The organism is Chlorogloeopsis sp. ULAP01 (assembly GCF_030381805.1).
Lineage (GTDB): Bacteria > Cyanobacteriota > Cyanobacteriia > Cyanobacteriales > Nostocaceae > Chlorogloeopsis.
In genome coordinates this window covers 46612-63718 of sequence record NZ_JAUDRH010000026.1, presented here as the reverse complement: position 1 = coordinate 63718, position 17107 = coordinate 46612, and the positions used below count along the sequence as shown (strand labels likewise).

The 17107-nt window shown below is 41.3% G+C and carries 17 protein-coding genes; 9 read left to right on the top strand and 8 right to left on the bottom strand.

Annotated features, from left to right (window positions below; genetic code table 11):
• Positions 1 to 265 precede the first annotated feature (265 nt).
• From QUB80_RS34395 to QUB80_RS34385, 3 genes are all read left to right on the top strand, one after another.
• Positions 266 to 1708 (top strand): energy transducer TonB, encoded by a 1443-nt coding sequence (locus QUB80_RS34395; protein WP_289793944.1) that lies wholly within the window; start codon positions 266 to 268, stop codon positions 1706 to 1708.
• 595 nt (positions 1709 to 2303) lie between these two features.
• On the top strand, positions 2304 to 3422 hold the full coding sequence (locus QUB80_RS34390; protein WP_289793943.1) for a PepSY-associated TM helix domain-containing protein: 1119 nt from the start codon (positions 2304 to 2306) through the stop codon (positions 3420 to 3422).
• Positions 3423 to 3532: 110 nt separating this feature from the next.
• Complete coding sequence (locus tag QUB80_RS34385; protein WP_289793942.1) at positions 3533 to 4210, top strand: AMIN domain-containing protein; 678 nt, start codon at positions 3533 to 3535, stop codon at positions 4208 to 4210.
• Positions 4211 to 4257: 47 nt separating this feature from the next.
• Here the strand turns inward: QUB80_RS34385 and QUB80_RS34380 are convergent, their stop codons facing one another.
• Positions 4258 to 5028, bottom strand: coding sequence for a trypsin-like peptidase domain-containing protein (locus tag QUB80_RS34380; protein ID WP_289793941.1), 771 nt, complete (start codon positions 5026 to 5028; stop codon positions 4258 to 4260).
• Between the two features lie 198 nt (positions 5029 to 5226).
• Between QUB80_RS34380 and QUB80_RS34375 the strand changes: the two genes are divergently transcribed.
• Positions 5227 to 5358 (top strand): hypothetical protein, encoded by a 132-nt coding sequence (locus QUB80_RS34375; RefSeq protein WP_289793940.1) that lies wholly within the window; start codon positions 5227 to 5229, stop codon positions 5356 to 5358.
• Between the two features lie 28 nt (positions 5359 to 5386).
• Here QUB80_RS34375 and QUB80_RS34370 read toward each other — a convergent pair whose 3' ends face one another.
• Positions 5387 to 6655: a M28 family peptidase gene (locus QUB80_RS34370; protein ID WP_289793939.1), complete on the bottom strand. Its 1269-nt coding sequence runs from the start codon at positions 6653 to 6655 to the stop codon at positions 5387 to 5389.
• A gap of 294 nt (positions 6656 to 6949) precedes the next feature.
• Between QUB80_RS34370 and QUB80_RS34365 the strand changes: the two genes are divergently transcribed.
• From QUB80_RS34365 to QUB80_RS34350, 4 genes are all read left to right on the top strand, one after another.
• On the top strand, positions 6950 to 7405 hold the full coding sequence (locus QUB80_RS34365) for a DUF3592 domain-containing protein (RefSeq protein ID WP_289793938.1): 456 nt from the start codon (positions 6950 to 6952) through the stop codon (positions 7403 to 7405).
• A gap of 108 nt (positions 7406 to 7513) precedes the next feature.
• Entirely contained in the window at positions 7514 to 9778 is a 2265-nt protein-coding gene (locus QUB80_RS34360; RefSeq protein WP_289793937.1) for an NHLP family bacteriocin export ABC transporter peptidase/permease/ATPase subunit, read from the top strand.
• A gap of 155 nt (positions 9779 to 9933) precedes the next feature.
• The gene (locus QUB80_RS34355; RefSeq protein ID WP_289793936.1) at positions 9934 to 10314 is read left to right on the top strand and encodes a hypothetical protein; all 381 of its coding nucleotides are present in this window, start codon (positions 9934 to 9936) and stop codon (positions 10312 to 10314) included.
• Positions 10315 to 10463: 149 nt separating this feature from the next.
• A complete protein-coding gene (locus tag QUB80_RS34350) occupies positions 10464 to 11486 on the top strand; it encodes a spore photoproduct lyase family protein (protein ID WP_289793963.1) in 1023 nt (340 codons plus the stop codon).
• Between the two features lie 42 nt (positions 11487 to 11528).
• On the opposite strand, the gene QUB80_RS34345 is transcribed toward QUB80_RS34350, so the two are convergent.
• Together QUB80_RS34345 and QUB80_RS35010 are read right to left on the bottom strand one after the other, a co-directional pair.
• On the bottom strand, positions 11529 to 11993 hold the full coding sequence (locus tag QUB80_RS34345; protein WP_289793935.1) for a hypothetical protein: 465 nt from the start codon (positions 11991 to 11993) through the stop codon (positions 11529 to 11531).
• 26 nt (positions 11994 to 12019) lie between these two features.
• Positions 12020 to 12676 carry a DUF7219 family protein gene (locus QUB80_RS35010; protein WP_336622374.1) on the bottom strand — a complete coding sequence of 219 codons (657 nt, stop codon included), beginning with the start codon at positions 12674 to 12676 and terminating at the stop codon, positions 12020 to 12022.
• Positions 12677 to 13411: 735 nt separating this feature from the next.
• Between QUB80_RS35010 and QUB80_RS34335 the strand changes: the two genes are divergently transcribed.
• Positions 13412 to 13621: a hypothetical protein gene (locus QUB80_RS34335; RefSeq protein WP_289793934.1), complete on the top strand. Its 210-nt coding sequence runs from the start codon at positions 13412 to 13414 to the stop codon at positions 13619 to 13621.
• A gap of 307 nt (positions 13622 to 13928) precedes the next feature.
• Here QUB80_RS34335 and QUB80_RS34330 read toward each other — a convergent pair whose 3' ends face one another.
• From QUB80_RS34330 to QUB80_RS34315, 4 genes are read right to left on the bottom strand one after another with little or no spacing between them, the layout of a single operon-like run.
• Positions 13929 to 15086 carry a hypothetical protein gene (locus tag QUB80_RS34330; RefSeq protein WP_289793933.1) on the bottom strand — a complete coding sequence of 386 codons (1158 nt, stop codon included), beginning with the start codon at positions 15084 to 15086 and terminating at the stop codon, positions 13929 to 13931.
• 21 nt (positions 15087 to 15107) lie between these two features.
• Positions 15108 to 15380, bottom strand: coding sequence for a hypothetical protein (locus QUB80_RS34325; protein ID WP_289793932.1), 273 nt, complete (start codon positions 15378 to 15380; stop codon positions 15108 to 15110).
• The gene (locus tag QUB80_RS34320; protein WP_289793931.1) at positions 15368 to 15622 is read right to left on the bottom strand and encodes a hypothetical protein; all 255 of its coding nucleotides are present in this window, start codon (positions 15620 to 15622) and stop codon (positions 15368 to 15370) included. The genes QUB80_RS34325 and QUB80_RS34320 overlap by 13 nt, the downstream gene beginning before the upstream one ends.
• A 22-nt stretch (positions 15623 to 15644) precedes the next feature.
• Positions 15645 to 16910, bottom strand: a complete 1266-nt coding sequence (locus tag QUB80_RS34315; protein ID WP_289793930.1) for a hypothetical protein — start codon at positions 16908 to 16910, stop codon at positions 15645 to 15647.
• Between the last annotated feature and the right edge of the window lie 197 nt (positions 16911 to 17107).

Sequence of the window (17107 nt, the reverse complement as noted above, 5' to 3'; positions counted from 1 at the left end):
AGTATCAGGTTATATCAAACAAATGACAGATTTTCTCAAAAACAATATGATAAATAGAATATAATGTCAAGTTTTATCTAGTTTTTATGACAAACTTTATTAAAATTTAAATATTATCTACCGTTATCAGTATTGATTTATATGACCACATGAGTATTGTTTTGTCCGAAATTATTACATATACACTGCAACTAATTCCTGCTTGACTTTGATCTACAAGCATTTTAACCTGATAAGGTTAGTGATAATAGGTAGCAACAGAATTATGAGTGTTTCTAGTGTCGCTGGGCTACAGCGAGAGAAAGAAGCTAAAGCTCTGAAGTCTTTTTTGACTTTCAGCATAGTTGGCTCACTAATGCTACATATCGGTGTCTTAGCCTCTGGTATTGTTAATCTGTTGACTAGAGTGCCAGAGTTGGAAGAAGAACCCATTGAATTGACTTTCGTTGAGCCGGAGACACCGGAAACACCAGAACCACCAAAAGAGCCTGTCAAAGAGACAAAAATTACACCAATCCAGCCTCCTGTCAAAGTACAAACTCCCATTGAACCACCTGTTAAGCCAGCGCCTCAACCAGTTACTCCTGTACAGAAACCAGTACCACAACCAGTAAGACAAGAGCCGCCTGTTGCTAAAGCTCCACAGCAACCAGTTCCACCAGCAAAACCAACTGTCACAACACCTCAACAAACCACTGCTACTAACACCTCTCCCGCAGAAACTCCTGTACTCACACAATCTGGTAGTGATGAATTAAAGGCACAGTTGAGCGGGATCAGAGATTCTAGAGGTGCTCAAGCAACTGTTGGAACTTCAGAGAAACCAGTAGCTACTAGCCCAAGCTCTAACGTTACTTTTGGTACAAGAACTGGTACTGAACGTAGAAAACGTGAGACATTCGCAACCGCACCTACACCTCCAAGAATTCCTGCTGAATCCAACCGTGGTTCTGGCGATGGTCGTGCGGCTTGTCGTGAATGCAACACCAAATATCCAGAACAAGCCAGACGGCGGGGTGTTGAAGGTAGAGTTGAAGTAGCTGTTGATACAGATGGCAAAGGTAATGTCACAAATGTTCGGTTAACCAGATCGAGCGGAAATCGTGAATTAGATGAAGCTCATCTGAGACAAGCACGTGATTGGAAATTAAAACCCTCAGAAGCTGGTAGACGAGGAGTAACAATCGGAACTGAATATGCAATTCAAGGTTCACGACGTTACCGTAATGTTCAAGAACAGAAGAAAAAAAGGCAAATAGAACAGAGAAATCGGGAAAACGTAGCAGCTGAACAACGCAGACAGCGTTTGGAAGCAACATCAGGTAGTAATACAGACGTTCCTACCTCTAGTAGAAAACGGCGACGATTAGAAACTCCTGCACAACAAACTGCTGCTCCCAGAAATACAGAATCTGGATTTAATCGTCTTCCACAACGCCAAAATGCAGGAACTAGTTCCCCAACTAGGACACAAACAGCTACACCACCTCGTCAGCGTCTAAGAGAATCTCTACGTCAGACACCACAGAACAATGTGGAAAGGAATTCCGCTAGTACTTCGCAGCCAACCCAAATTCGACGGCGGCGACGGCAGCAAGGATCAAGCAATAGCAGTGCAAATAGGTTACGGGATGCTCTACGCCGTAATAATCAGCCATCTGCACCTGCCTCTACAACACCAACTACTCCCAATAATGGTGGGGGATGATTAGCACACTCGTGAGCATAAAATCACCATGTGGTCAAGCGATCGCACGGTGATTCGTAAACTTAATATCAACTTGGTTTCTGAGTTAACTGTCAACAAATAAGGCAGTAGGCATAAAAAACCTCACCCCTTGCCCCTGGTTTTTATTAGGGAGAGGGGTGACACCCTGCCTGTAAGCCGTTTTTAACGCTCAAATGAAAAATAAATGATAAGGTTATTTTGTAGATAGAAATGACAATTTTTATTATTAAACAGATACGAATAATTGAATCTTTCTCAGAAAAGCAGCCTAAAAAAGCTTATGTGTAAAGTATATAATCAGTTTAGTTCGAGAAAATTATCGTAAAAAATTTCTTTTATGTTGGCTGAGAATAGCAAGCATCAAACATAGTTCAAATGCAAGTAATACCAATTTAAAAAATGATTAAGGGCAGATGGATTCGCCCAACCCAAATACAGCGATTTTCAATTCATTTTCCAAAACTTGTACTGAGCTTGTCGAAGTATCCAAAATTGTATAACTCAGCGAACGGCAAAATATATTAGTTCGTTCTCAATCAATATTTCTATTTCATATGGGTAGTAGCTATTTGTCATGAACAGGAAAAAATTCCATGACATCGCATTCTATATTCATCGATATATAGGTTTGGTTGTGGGGTTCATTGTAGTTTTGATTGGGTTAACTGGTAGCTTGTTGGTATTTAGACCAGAAATAGAGTATTTCTTAGTAACACAAAAATTTGGTCATATTGTTCCTGGGGAGCAACGTATATCTATTGACTTGGTTGCGGAAAGCGTCAAGTCTGCGATCGCTCAACAACCAGATCTTAAGATAGGCTTTAGCATCCTACCAAACAATCCTACCTCTTTTTATCATGTAAGGCTGTGGGACTCTAAAGATAAGCTTACTCAGATGTTTATTCATCCCTACACAGGTGAGATAATGGGTTGGAGCCAAGAAAGTTCTGACATCATGCAGCTTGTCGTGAGATTACACTATGAACTTTTGGCAGGTAAACCCGGCTTGATTATTACTGGTGTTACTGGTTTGCTGTTATTCATTCTCAGCCTTACAGGAGTAATATTATGGCCTGGTTGGAGAAAACTGATTGCTGGATTCAAAATCAAGTGGAATGCTCATTTTAAAAGAGTAAATTTTGATATTCACAAGGTTACGGGAATTATTGCCGTTGTTTTCTTATCCTTCACAGGTTTCATAGGCTTTTGCTGGAATTTCTACGATCAATCCGTTCCATTTATCTATGCTGTTACTTTAACTCCCAAGCCACCAGAGCTAGTTTCTCAAAAGATCCCCAGTCAATCACCGTTACCACTATCGCAAATCTTGAAGAATGCAGATGCAGTTTTGCCAAATACCAAAACAACCTACATTGGAATGCCAGATCAGCCAGAAGGAATTATCAGGGTGGGAAAAAGACAAGCTCATGAAACTTTTTACTACGGTGAAAGTGAGGTTTTATTAGATCAGTACAATGGCGAAGTTTTACGAGTATCTGATAGCCGATCGCTGGCTTTAGGCGATCGCATCCTCACTTCTTTTGTCCCTTTACACTACGGCACCTTCTGGGGATTCACTAGCCGCATTCTCTACGTATTCGTTAGTTTTGCGCCCTTAATTTTGTTTGTCACTAGTTTGGTAATGTGGTGGCATCGTTATCGGGTAGATACTATGACTGCTACAAAGTTATAGCTCCCCAAAATTTTTAAACTAGTCGCGGAACTGAACAAAATCCTCTTTCCTTCTACCCCTTTGCAACGCGCTGCTCTCTGCCTCCTGGCTTGAAAGTGTGAGGAAAAGAAATGAGAAATCTCCAATTTATCAATTCTTGGTGGCTAGCTAGTATAGTATTTGTGCTTTTGACGCCAGCAGTATTGGCAGGTGAAGCAAAAAACTCATCAGTTTTCAATTCAGATATTCGTCAACTACGTGAATTAAAGCTTCCCCTTACCAAAGTTACGCATTTACTCTCACAACAAACAACTCAGACAGAAATTATCAAAGTTACAGGAGTAAAACTCAATTCTACCGATACAGGCTTTGACGTGATCTTAAAAACCACAGAAGGCGCGAAACTAGAAGTTAATACTAACAGTAAAGGTAATACCTACGTTGCTGATATTCCCAATACACAGTTGCAGGGGAATGCCTTTCGTCAAGCAAAACCAGTAGAAGGAATAACTGAGGTAACTGTAACAAATCAAGATGACAATTCTATCCGAGTTATGGTGCTTGGTTCAGTAGGCGCTCCCAAGATTGAATTGTTTGACAGTGATAAGGGTTTAATTTTTGGAGTGACACCACTTGTATTACCTGTGCAACCACAGCAGCCCAAGCCCTTATCTACCCTACAGCACTCCTCATATCAGGTGCTAAAACAGGGGGAATCTTCCGAAATTCTGAGCTTTGCTGAACGCTTAACAGTTGACGATGCGTTTGAGAGAATTTCTTTAGGAGATGGTGCTTCGGTTTTGAGTTAGCGATCGCACTAATTAAACAAATGCGATCGCTAGATTCAAAAAAGCAATTAAGCTGCTTGAGCAATCAACTGATTAGCAATTTGCTGTGCTTGGTTAATGGGAATGGCAAATCCTAATCCTTGAGCACCTTGAATAATCGCGGTATTAATGCCGATTACCTGTCCATTTTGATTCAATAAAGGGCCACCTGAATTACCAGGGTTAATCGCTGCATCTGTCTGAATAAAACCGATTCCGCGTCCGCCAAATGCACGACTAGAGCGTTCTGTTCCACTGATAATACCTACTGTCACGGTGTTATCTAAACCGAGAGGATTACCGATCGCGATCGCCCATTCTCCAGGTTTGAGGCGATCGGAATTACCAACGCTGACGGTAGGTAGATTGTTAGCTTGAATTTGTACAACCGCCACATCTGTGCTTCTATCTGCACCTAACACCCTACCTGTAAAGCTACGGCCATCTTTCAGAGTTACTCTTACCGTATCTGTACCAGAAACTACGTGAGCATTGGTCAAAATTAAACCATTTGACTGAATAATAAATCCAGAACCAGTTCCCCGTGCGACTCGTCTACCGGATTGGCTGTACCGACTCGATACTGTACGCGTGGAGTCGATGCGAACTACCGCCGCTCCACTTCTTTCTACCGCAGCAGCAATAAAGTTAGTATCAGTGTTTACCACCTGAGTAGTTGGTTGTTCAGAAAGTACTGCCTTTGTGGGCATTAAATGTGCTCCAAATAGAGCAGTCATCGCCCCAACAGACACTAAAGACAAATTAGTTAGCGACTTTTTCAAGGAGATATTAGTAGACATTGCAGATTTCTAAATCAAAGAATGAATAGCAATACAATCAGCAAAAGACGACTCCGTTTTCCTCACCTGATATCTTGCAGTACTGTGTATACACAAATCCCGCCAACGGTTACAAACCGTTGTCTAATAGCTAAAGTCCTCTAAAGGGGACTAGATATTTCCTGTTTTCGATGTAGTCCATTTGAATGGACTTTCGCTATGAGCCTGGGATTTACAATCCCAGACGGACATGGGTTTTACCGAATGGAGAAAGCCAGAGGCTCTAATGCTCGCAACCAGGTTGAACATGGTAACGAGGGATTCGAGGCTGTGCCTGGTGGCTGTTGGTAGGAGTACAAGATATGAATCACCCACAAATTCAGTTAGCTTGCAGCAAACGCTTGACAATATCTAGGGCTACTTGCGCAGTTTGATTGAGCAATTTTGGATCTACTGTTTTATCATTCGGTGTGTGGTAATTTGGTTCCTGACCCCGATAGAAAAACAAGACTGGTACACCTTTTTTGGCAAAGGGTGCATGATCGCTACCAGCATAAGAACCCAAAACTTTCATATCTGGCTTAACGTTTTTGGCAAAGGCGGTTAAGGATGATGTACCACCAATACCAAGCTCCTCGTTCACGCCAACCATGTCAAAGTTCAGCATTCCTTTCAGCCCTGAGAGAAATTCTGGTTTAGCAGTGTTCACAAAAGCTCGTGAGCCGTGCAGCCCATCTTCTTCACCATCAAAGGCGACAAACCAGGCTTGGCGACCAAGACTTGTGTTAGATAAATTACGCGCTAGTGCGAGTACTACTGCTGTTCCAGAGGCATTATCATTTGCTCCTGGTGAACCAGGCACTGAATCGTAATGCGCTCCCAGTATAATATTTGGCTTGATTACACCTGGTAGATGTGCGATAACATTACGCCCGGTGACAACCTGCTGTTGAGCATTGACATTTAAGCTGATATTAGTTGGGGTATTCTGCGCTTGTTCCAGCAAGGAATTACCACGCTCACTCGAAAGTGCCAGTACAGGAATTTTCGGCGGCTCTCCCAAGGTACCACCATCTAAATTGCCTGGTTTATTGTTGACTATTACTAAGCCAACCGCCCCAGCAGTAGCGGCATTTTCAGCTTTTTCCCAAAAGCGAATTTCACCGCGTCGGACAATAGCGATCGCACCTTTGACATTCACTTGCTCAAAGTCACCAGTTCGCCCAACATTGGGAACTGCCACCAGTGGTGCATTGAGCTTGCCAGGGATCGTATTATTGAGTGCCTTACCCTCGATGGTTGTACCATCTATAGTTAGGTTTGAGCCTGAGTCTACAAACTTTTGATAATTAAAAGTTTGTACTTCAGTAACATAACCAGCTTTGCGGTATTCCTCAATTAGGTAGGCGCTTGCCTTCTCCATAACTGGCGTACCAGCAACTCGCGCACCCATATTAACCAAAGCTTCAACATCTGCATAATTAGCATTGATGCGATCGCTTTGTTTTGCCTCAGCTTTTGGCAGAGATTCAACAACTTTATTTAAACGATTGGGTTGTAAAGCGCAAGCTGTAGGTAGTGAAACCACAATAGCTATCAGCGCTGCCTTTAACCAAGAATTTGTTTGGTTTGTTTTTAAGGGAGTCATTAATGCTAGGTTGGATAAGTCATATATTTATTCGCTCCTGTTATTTTTAGTGTGATAGGTAAGAATGACAAAAAAATGTCAACTGTAACACAACAGTTAACAGTATCGCTTACTACATTTAATTTGATTCATAACAAATAATCTATAGCTTTACAGTAGATAAACTCTAGCAAGTTAGTAAATCTTGCTGCACCTAGAGAGTGTTTTGAATATAGAATAAAGTGTAAAAATATACTAAAATATTGGGCGTCAACGGAAGTTAATACTTTATCTGTTCCCTGTTCTCTTTTAAATATGGATGATTCCAAGTTCTTTCTAATATTTGGTTCTATATTTGGTGGTATTGGTAGTATATTTGCTGTCATAGGCATTATCTTTGGACTCAATACTCATTCTTTTATTGGTACAGCAGTATCATCACAAGGAACTGTAATTGACTTAGAATTACGTTCATCAACTGATAACAAAGGTCGCTTTTCTTCGGTTTATTATCCGGTGGTTAAATTTGCCTTAAGTTCCGGTGAACAAACTATATTTAAATCTAATACAGGCAGTAATCCACCAGCATTTACCAAAGGTCAACAGATAGAAGTTCTATACAATCCTCAAAAACCAAATTCTGTCATGATTAATTCTTGGTTAGATCTATGGTTTTTGCCTGCAATGTTTACTGGTATGGGATCAATTTTCGTGCTAATTGGAGGAGTTGCATTAGTTAAATCTTTTCCTCGTCTGCTGACTTTCAAGTAAAAATCGGGAAAGGAATTGCGAGGAAGTTGCTTTTCTATCCCACTTTTTCTCAATTCTTTCCTACACTATAAGTTGGTTCAGCAAAAAATACTGCAACCTAACTATACTATGCTTTTTACTCTTGCTTCGCAACTGCTTGAGCGAGTCCAAACTTATTGTGTTCGCACTCCCACTATTTTGCAAATGGAAGCAGTAGAATGCGGTGCTGCTTCCCTGGGTATTATTCTTAGCTATTACGGTCGCATTGTACCTCTGGCGAAACTCCGAGAAGAGTGTGGTGTTTCGCGAGATGGGAGCAAAGCTTTTAATATTCTCAAAGCTGCCAAAAATTATGGTTTAGATGCAAAAGGTTTAAAAGTACCTTTTGAAAATCTTATAAATCTTCCTCCTCCATATATTGTCTTTTGGAATTTCAACCATTTTCTTGTCTTAGAAGGGTTTGGTAAAAAGCACGTTTATCTCAACGATCCGGCTACAGGACGCAGAAGCATTTCTATAGAAGAGTTTGACCGTGCATACACTGGCGTGATCTTGGTTATGGAGCCAGGAGTAAGCTTTCAAAAGGGAGGCAAAAAAAGTAATATTATCTCTGCTTTGCTGACTCGCTTACAAAACTCGTGGGGTACTATCCTATTTTGCCTATTTGCAGGTCTATTGCTGACAATTCCCCGATTAGCTGTGCCAGCATTCTCTCAAGTCTTTGTTGATGAAATTTTAGTTCAAGAGCGTCAAGAATGGTTACGTCCCTTGTTATTGGGGATGATTCTAACTGCTGTGTTACGGGCGTTACTTGCCAAAGTCCGACTGATCTATCTGCGGCAATTGATGGTGAAATTATCAGTTACTATGTCAGGAAAATTTCTCTGGCATATTCTGCGCTTACCTGTGGGATTTTATGCCCAACGTTATGCAGGAGAAATCAGCAGTCGGGTTCCCATCAATGACACAGTTGCAGACATACTTTCAGGACGTCTGGCAACGACGGTAATTGATGCGGTGATGATGGTTTTTTACCTGTTGATTATGATTCAGTACAACTTAATGCTGAGTGCGATCGCTGTCGGTTTTGCCGCTATCAATATTCTTGCCCTGCAATTTATTTCTCAAACTCGTGTTGATACAAATCTGCGGTTAGCCCAAGAACAAGGTAAAGTTTATGGAGTTACTGTTAGTGGCATTCAGACTATAGAAACCATCAAAGCATCTGGATTAGAGTCTGATTTATTTTCTCGATTTGCTGGTTATTATGCTAAAGCACTTAATGTTCGACAAGAATTAGGCTTACAAACTCAAATTCTCACTGCATTGCCTATAATTTTGACGAGCCTAACAACGGCTTCTATTTTAGTTGTCGGTGGTTTAGAGGTGATGAACGGCAATCTCAGTATTGGGATGTTAGTTGCCTACCAAAGTTTAACACTGAGTTTTTTAGAGCCAATTAACAGCTTGGTGAATTTTGGCAGTACTCTGCAAGAGTTAGAAGCTGACTTAAATCGCCTTGATGATGTCCTGCAAAACCCGATTGATGTAGAAGTAGAAAGGAAAGAGGACACGGGGAGGTGGGGACGCGGGGACACGGGGAATGTAAATGAAAGTTTCTCCCCCCCTTTGCGTCTCTCCTTCTTTGCGTCTTCCTCCTCCTCTAAATTAGAGGGCTATATTGAGTTACGAAATGTCACCTTTGGCTACAGCCGTTTAGAACCGCCTATAATCGAAAATTTAAGCTTGAGTATTCAACCAGGACAACGAGTGGCATTTGTAGGCAAGAGTGGTTCTGGTAAGTCTACGATCGCTAAATTAATTTGTGGTCTTTATGAACCTTGGGATGGGGAAATTTACTTTGATGGTATTCCGCGCAAGCAAATCCCGCGTTCTGTATTGGCTAATTCTTTAGCAATGGTTGAGCAGGATATCTTTTTATTTGCCGGAACAGTACGGGACAACATCACTCTTTGGGACTCAACAGTGCCCAATGCAGATTTGATCCAAGCTTGTCAAGATGCGGCGATCAAGGATTTAATCTTATCAATGCCTGGAAGGTATGACGCTGAATTAATTGAGGGAGGGATGAATATTAGTGGTGGGCAACGCCAGCGTCTAGAAATTGCCCGTGCTTTAGTTAAAAATCCAACGGTGTTAGTACTCGATGAAGCTACCAGCGCCCTCGATCCCGAAACAGAATTAATAATTGATCAAAATTTGCGACGACGTGGTTGCGCATGTATCATCATTGCCCATCGACTCAGTACAATCCGTGATAGTCATGAAATTATTGTGCTAGAAGCAGGCAAAGTCGTCCAAAGAGGTACTCATAAACAATTGTGGCAACAAGACGGAATTTATACTCGTTTGATGAAAACACAAGAGGCTTAAATACGTTGTTAGTCATTAAGTAAGAGCTCCAATACGTCATTTTCCAATCGGAAACTACTACTTGGAATTGGGTAAAACCCGCTTTACTTATAGCTGCAAGGTCATTTTCTAAGCTTCTAAAATAGAAGTAAGTCACAAAAATAAGTTTTATTTATATGAAAATCCAGTCGTCAGTGCTAGTCCATTTAGGATTTGGCAAGTATGTGCGTTCCGATCAAGTCACAGCAGTAATACCGATTGACGAAGATAGAGGGCCAGGACGACGCACTTTTGTTCATCTTCAAGGGCAAGTTGATCCAATTATTGCCTCAAGAGCTGAGGATACCATCGTGCGCGATCTAGTACAAGAACCGCGTGAAGTGACCCAAGCACGTCAACAACAGGAAATTCTTCAAGATTTATTGGTAGATTTGGGCAATGTTAATTCTACTGTGCGTAGAATTAGCCGTGATGAAGGTGGTTTAGATCTCGATTTACTGGAGCGGCGCATCCGTCAAATCTTAGACAATGAAACCAATCTTAAAGCCACCGCATAGCCTGTGAATTGCCTGCAAACAAGTAAAAACTTAGCAAGATAAACACGCTGAATCTGAATAGTATGCACCTGATGCCTACGGCAAAGACTTCTTCTCATACAGACAATAAAGATTCGTTAAAGCTAGAAGCATCTAAGCCTCGTTTATGGATGCCAGAGCGCGTTATATTTACAAAAGCCGCTTTGGCAGAGCCTTACGGTCAAAAAATATTAGAGCGCGTACAGTCCCTCAATTTACCCATTGAAGAGCTATCGCGAAATCGCCTGACTGGTTTACGTGGTGAAGGCGATCGCGATACCTACAATATTGCCAAGCGCACCCTTGCCGTCGTCACTGCACCACCCAGCCACTTTAAACTCAGCCCCATTCCACCTTCTGCGGATTGGCAGTTTCACATTGCTGAAGGATGTCCAGGACATTGTCAATACTGCTACCTAGCTGGTAGTTTGTCGGGGCCACCTGTGATTCGTGTCTTTGCCAACTTACCGCAGATATTAGAGAACTTAGCAGCATACGAACGACCAAGCCAGACAACGACATTTGAGGTTAGCTGCTATACCGATCCACTCGGTATTGAGCATTTAACCGGAAGTCTAGGTGAGTGTATTCGCTACTTTGGTAATCGTCAAGAAGCTCATCTACGCTGGGTGTCGAAGTTTGATGCCATAAATGATTTACTCGATTTGCCGCACAATGGCCATACCCGTTGTCGAATGAGTATAAATGCTGCACCTATTGCCAACAGGTTTGAAGGCGGTACTGCGTCGGTGGCAGCCAGACTGAGTGCGTTGCGACAATTAGCTTTACCACGAAAGCGTGGTGGTGGTGGATATCCGGTGGGAATAGTCATCGCGCCAATTATGCCCATAGATGATTGGCAAATGCACTATAGCCGTTTGTTTAACCAAATTAGCGAGACGTTAAATTTTGAGTGCGATCTTACTTTTGAGTTAATCTCACATCGATTCACACCTGGCTCAAAAGAGGTGTTGCAAACCTGGTATCCGCAATCAAAGCTAGATATGGATGAGTCAAAGCGTAGCATCAAGCGAAACAAGTTTGGCGGCACAAAGTATGTATATGATGCTAATACTATGAAGATGCTACGCCGCTTTTTTGAAGCTGAAATTGAACAGCACTTCAGTAATGCTAAATTGCTTTATTGGACTTAGGGCTAATTCTTCGTCTTTTTACAAACCAAGCTCGTTCCACTGTTAAAACAATTCAACCCCAAATTCCAGAGGACGTCCCCGTACAAGACTAAAAGCTTGCTGTGGAGGCACCTCTGGTTTTCTCAAAAACCAATATTCTGTAGCATCAGAACCATAATTGAAACCCACAATCACCACATATTCATTGTCTGGATTGTAGTTATCAATTAAGGTAAAAAATTGTGCGTATTCTATTGGTTGCTGTTTAGCAGCCTGTGAAAGTTTTGCCATGTTCCATGCTTCACTACCTTTGGCGACGTAGTGAACTGAGTTCCCCAAATGTGATACTCCTTCAGTAATTGAAAAGTTGTTGCCACCGGAATGCTGGATATTTACAACTTTGTGTAGATAAAGATAGCCTCTACCTAGGTTTTGAAAAAACTTCCATGCTTGAGCACTAAACAGTATTTCACATTGTTCGATAATGTTTTGCGCAATTTTAACTCGAATTTCTTTTTCTGGTGTCATTTTAGTTCTCACTGTAGTGGTGACAGTTAGTGCAAAGTTTCAATTCCCAAATCTTCTTTTAAGCACTCTAATTGTTTCCACAGTTCCTCTATTTGTTGGTATGCCACCTCAGAATTTATTTTGCCGTTGGTTTCTAAAGCACAAATATAACTAATTCGCTGGGAAAATTTCTGCAAAAAGGCGTTGAATTTTAAATTTTCTGGCTTGACTTCACCATGATAATTACTATATGTGTACAAAAAATCATCTTTATGTGTCATCCTGTTTTTCAGACTATTATCTTTTTTAAAGAGAATAGAAGAGCAAGTAACACAAGGTGTATCTATTCTCCCATAAGTTTCCCAAGAGGGATAAATATAGTTTTGTAACCAACAAGTAAGCTCCCAAGAATACTTATTGGAGATTTCGTTTAGTAATAAAAATGCTGTTTTTTTTGACAAAAAATCAATTTGTTCTCCATATATATATAAAGGAAAAGCCAGACTTTTTAATATAGTTTCATATTTATTCCATATCTGACTTTCTTCTTGATAAAAACAATAATTAATTAAAGAAAAGCCTGCAATACTCAAATCTACTCCATTAGAAGCAAATACAAAACTCTCGCCGTTTTTATCTGTTTTATAATCATCAGGTAGCCAAAAATCTACACAAAAAAATTGGTAGTTGGTAGATGTAATCATGATGAATATTCAAAGAATTTCTTGTCAGCAAACAGTCTCTAACACTAATCTATCAAGTCAACACAAACTTTATGAAAATACATTAGTGCTGAGAGCAAAAGTATGTTAGTAACAACATATTTGCTTTTGCTGATTTTTAAAATATGTCTCAAGGTAGATAAACAATTATTTCTTGGGTGGAGTGCTGAAAGTTTGTGTATGAAAATTTTATTTCAAGTTATTTTGACATTTTTCTTATTTTTTACTTATAAATCTCTTATTTTTTATATTTTTATTTAGGTTATGTTTAGTTTAAAAGCTCCTATTACTATATTTTTTACTAATGTTATTACCTCAACTTTTCTAAAATTCACGATTATAGACAGATACAGACTAACAAGTAAGGTTTCTAATTTGGGTATCTAACTTCATCTATCCGTATATGCATAAAAGACTTGCGCGCCATAAACGCGTAGGGATTCTTGAAGTAGGCAGATCTAACACTATCACCTGGATACTTCTGGGTAAGCTATTCCACGTCTAATACCAAATTGGCACGCGGGAGTCTTGTTTCAAAATTTTGGACTAGCCTATTAATCAATGTTTTTAATCCAAAATCACGCCACTTGCACTCAACGCGCTTAATCCGCAAGGGCGTACTGACTCCAAAATCCACGCATTGGTATAAGCACCATTCAAAAATTTTAGTTTTTTGTACATAGCATACTAATGTACTAAATATAGTACAATTGAACTATGCAAAAAGAACTTGTTTATAGGATTGGGCAAAAAGTTTATGTGAGTGAACCCAAGATGCCGCAGTATGGCAAGTGGGTTATCGTTCGCGGTACTAGTAATGGACACAGCTTAGGCATATTTTTAGTTTGCAGAGATGATAAAGGAAATAAATTGCTGCTGCGAGAGTCAGAAGTTTCTATTTCCCAGCCTGTAACTGGATATAGCTAAGACCTTGCTAACAATTAGTGCGCACAGTGTTGAAGGTTGCATAAAAGTTGTATATAACTTTACAAGTTGTTAGTTTTCTGGAATTCTTATTTTTAACCTCATTGATATGCTTACCTTTCGCCAGTGTATATATTGCCCTGGCGGTTTTTCTTTTTATACCTTCCCTTCAACAATAGACCTCTGGCATGAATCAAGAAAACAAACCCATTAATCACGATATATATAAATCATGTACAGACGCTGCCATGACACATCTCTACAAAAAGATATGTTTCGCTTTTAGAATAAATCAACTTTTGGAGGAGTGTTAAAGCGTCATTGGAGCAACAGGTTCAATATCAGGATCGAAACCACCAACCTGATTAGTTCGCAACACCCATGCCTCACCACCTTGTTTGAGAAATGCTTGCGTCACCTCATCACTAGTCAGGTGAGGTAAGATAGTACGCCAACTTAGCAAGCTGCGGATTAAGTTTTGCACCGGATCATCTTCTAGGGTGCTACCTAATACCTCAGCCTGATTTTTCCAGTCTGCTCGTGCCGTTCCCCAAGGTAACAATAGACGTCTCAAATCGAGACCTAAACTTTCTAGCTGCTCTAATCTATGCAACTGTGAGGGATGCTGTTTTTTCCACTCCTCGATGTTTGGGTGAGAACGAATCGCTTTAGCTATTTGCCTGAGTGCAGCGTATAAGGCTTGATTGGCATCCTGGGTACAGTTTGCAGGCCCTACAAAAGTGCCTCCTGTCCCATCGCCAATGCGATAGCGAGCAGCCATTATTTCTAACTGGTAAACCACCTGATCCAGAGGCGATCGCTTTTGACCATTCTCTGTTTCATAATCACCAGTAAACCCATCGAGTGCGACTATGGTATCGGCAACAGGGCGTAATCCCAACCATCCAAAGAAGCGATCGCCCATGTAACGAGACCAATGCAGGCTACCTGAAATCAGTCCATCAGTATTATGCGTGTAAATTTGGTGATAAACAATCTCAAACCGTAATTCATCGGTTAACGGTTCCCGCACTACCTGGGCAATGCCGTAAGCAAAGTGACCGAAGTAGAGTGGGCCTTTTGCAGTTGATTCGGTTTTATTGCCACCAATCCCACCATAGACATGAATTAACAAAGCCCGTTTACCTTCGCGCCAAGCAGTTGCACTTCTTTTTTCAGTTGTCCCCCAACCCAGCACAACAGAGCTAATTTTACCTTTCTGGGCAGCCAGATTACCCCAAGACTCTTTTTTCAGATACTTTTTGACTGACTTTTTGCCGACAACCACGCGCTCTGGTTTGACCTGTAACAGGACACGGGGAGCTAGAGCCTGCACAACAAACAGTCCTGACTCATCCCAAGCACCATAGATGTACCATCCACTTTCGTTCAGAGTATATTTTTCAATATCTTTACTGGTTGATGGATAAGTATGATTGCGATCAGTTACCACAGGAGGCATTCTCACAATTTCATCTGCCCCATCAAATTACTCTGAAGCCCGATTGAAGTGAACTACACGAAACAAGTCACTTTCAGGCTCAATTGGCTGAACGAATTTTACTAGTCCGTAGTAAAGTCCCGTAATTTGCACAGGCTCGTGAGAGATGTACAAGATGTGTGGTGCCTGAGAGCCGCTTTCACCATGCGAGGATTTATTCAGTTGTAGCGAACTCTGTGTAGTATCGGGGCGCACAACAGGTGGTTCTTGCAACATTACCATCACGTCATCTTCAGGATGCGAACTTGCTAGCGATTCCAAGGGATTGACAAGTCGCCAGTGATTAATCCGAGTCGGATGAACGTTGCCCTGTTGAGTTGGTAACCATATCTAATCAAGGCTTGATACATTACCTGGGCAATCCCCAGGTTGTAAATTGGCCCATAGCGTTTGTCAGCAGAAACCGCCACGACCAAGACGTTGCAAATGTTGACTAAATAACCAAACAAGCTGGCAGGATTTTTGAGCCTGAATGAGTCAGCCAAATGCCAAAAGAATGCCAAGGGACGGTTTCCTGTTAGTGGGTTATTTAATTCCTTTAATTAGCACCATGTCCTTTGGTAAGACTGATGCCAAAGAGTCTAGAAACTCTTGAGCATCTGGCAGATACTCAAATGTGGACTGACCGATACCGTCGAGATAAATTACGTAGCGTGTAATCGCTTGTTTTTGTGGGATAGGTTGTAACTGGGCTGTTGCTGGGGGCGTGGTGTCTACTTGCTCGCCATACCAGCCTGCCCACCAGCCGAGGGCTTCCAAGGGAGCTAAGAGTGCAGCGGCTACAAAAGCAATAATACCAATCCACACCAGATTAAAGGCTAGTTTAAAAATACCGCCTAAATTTTCATACCAGGCAAACCACCAGTAGCGAATTGGTGAAAGGAGGATGAGTGCAGCAAAAGTTACACCAATTAGGGCAAGTATGCCGGGTAATTGTTTAACGATTTTACTGAGTTGAAAACGAGGGTTTTTGTCTGTTGCACCAGTCTGAGCAGTGAATGCTGCATTGCTTTGGGAACTTGAGACAGGAATAGGCGATCGCACCTTTACACGAGCGATTTGTTCGGCTCCTGTTATTTCCTCTTCCACTTGGGGAGACGTAACAGCATTTTTTGTCTTTGGTATGTTAACCGTTGTTAAATTTGTGGCAAATGAACGTAATCTTCTTTGCAAAATAGCTGAAAACCGTTTGCGCTTGGTAACTAGCTCTACACCTGCTACCTGACAAGCAATCCAATGACCGAACTGGGCAATGGGCTGTCCAATAGTGCGTTGAATTGTCCAGAGCGTCAACCATCCCAACGCTACAGTTCCAAATGCCTGCCACAAACTAGTATCGCTGACAGCAGCAAAGCTTACAACCATCGCCAGTAATTGCCACAGCGATAAAACAGATAGGATCGGTTCACCCAAGTAAGGCATTGCCCCGAAAATGCTAAAAATGAGCGGTGCGTAGCTAAATCCTAAAGTGCGAGCCACTACATCAAAAGGAGCTGCAACTGTAAATGGAGCAAAGCTAATCAGCCAGGTACTCAAAACCAGGAACAAGTAGCCAGATGCAAACAAGACAGCTCCAATCAGTAGGGTGAAAACAAAGCGAATTGGTGTGACACGGTTGACGAATAGAATTACGCTCTGAGCAAGGACTTGGGATAGACTCGCAGCCAGAACAACAACTAATGCTACTATTGAGCCATCAGGCAGAGTGTTTATGTGCTCAATTGCTTCAGAGTTAAGAGCAAGAACCCATCCCAATAGCTCCCAAAATCGGTCGAGGGCGGTTTCATTCATGGCAAATGGAGTGAACGCTTACCAATCTGAATCGCACCTAAGCGCGAATGACTAAAAGCAGAAGCCAGCAGCCTTGCTCTGAATTTTAGTTTAGCAAGTGTTAACGCTATAATTCCTTCAATTGATATCAGTGCTCATATCAATTTTGGATTTTGGATTTCAGATTTTGGATTAAAATCACTTATTAATACGCTATT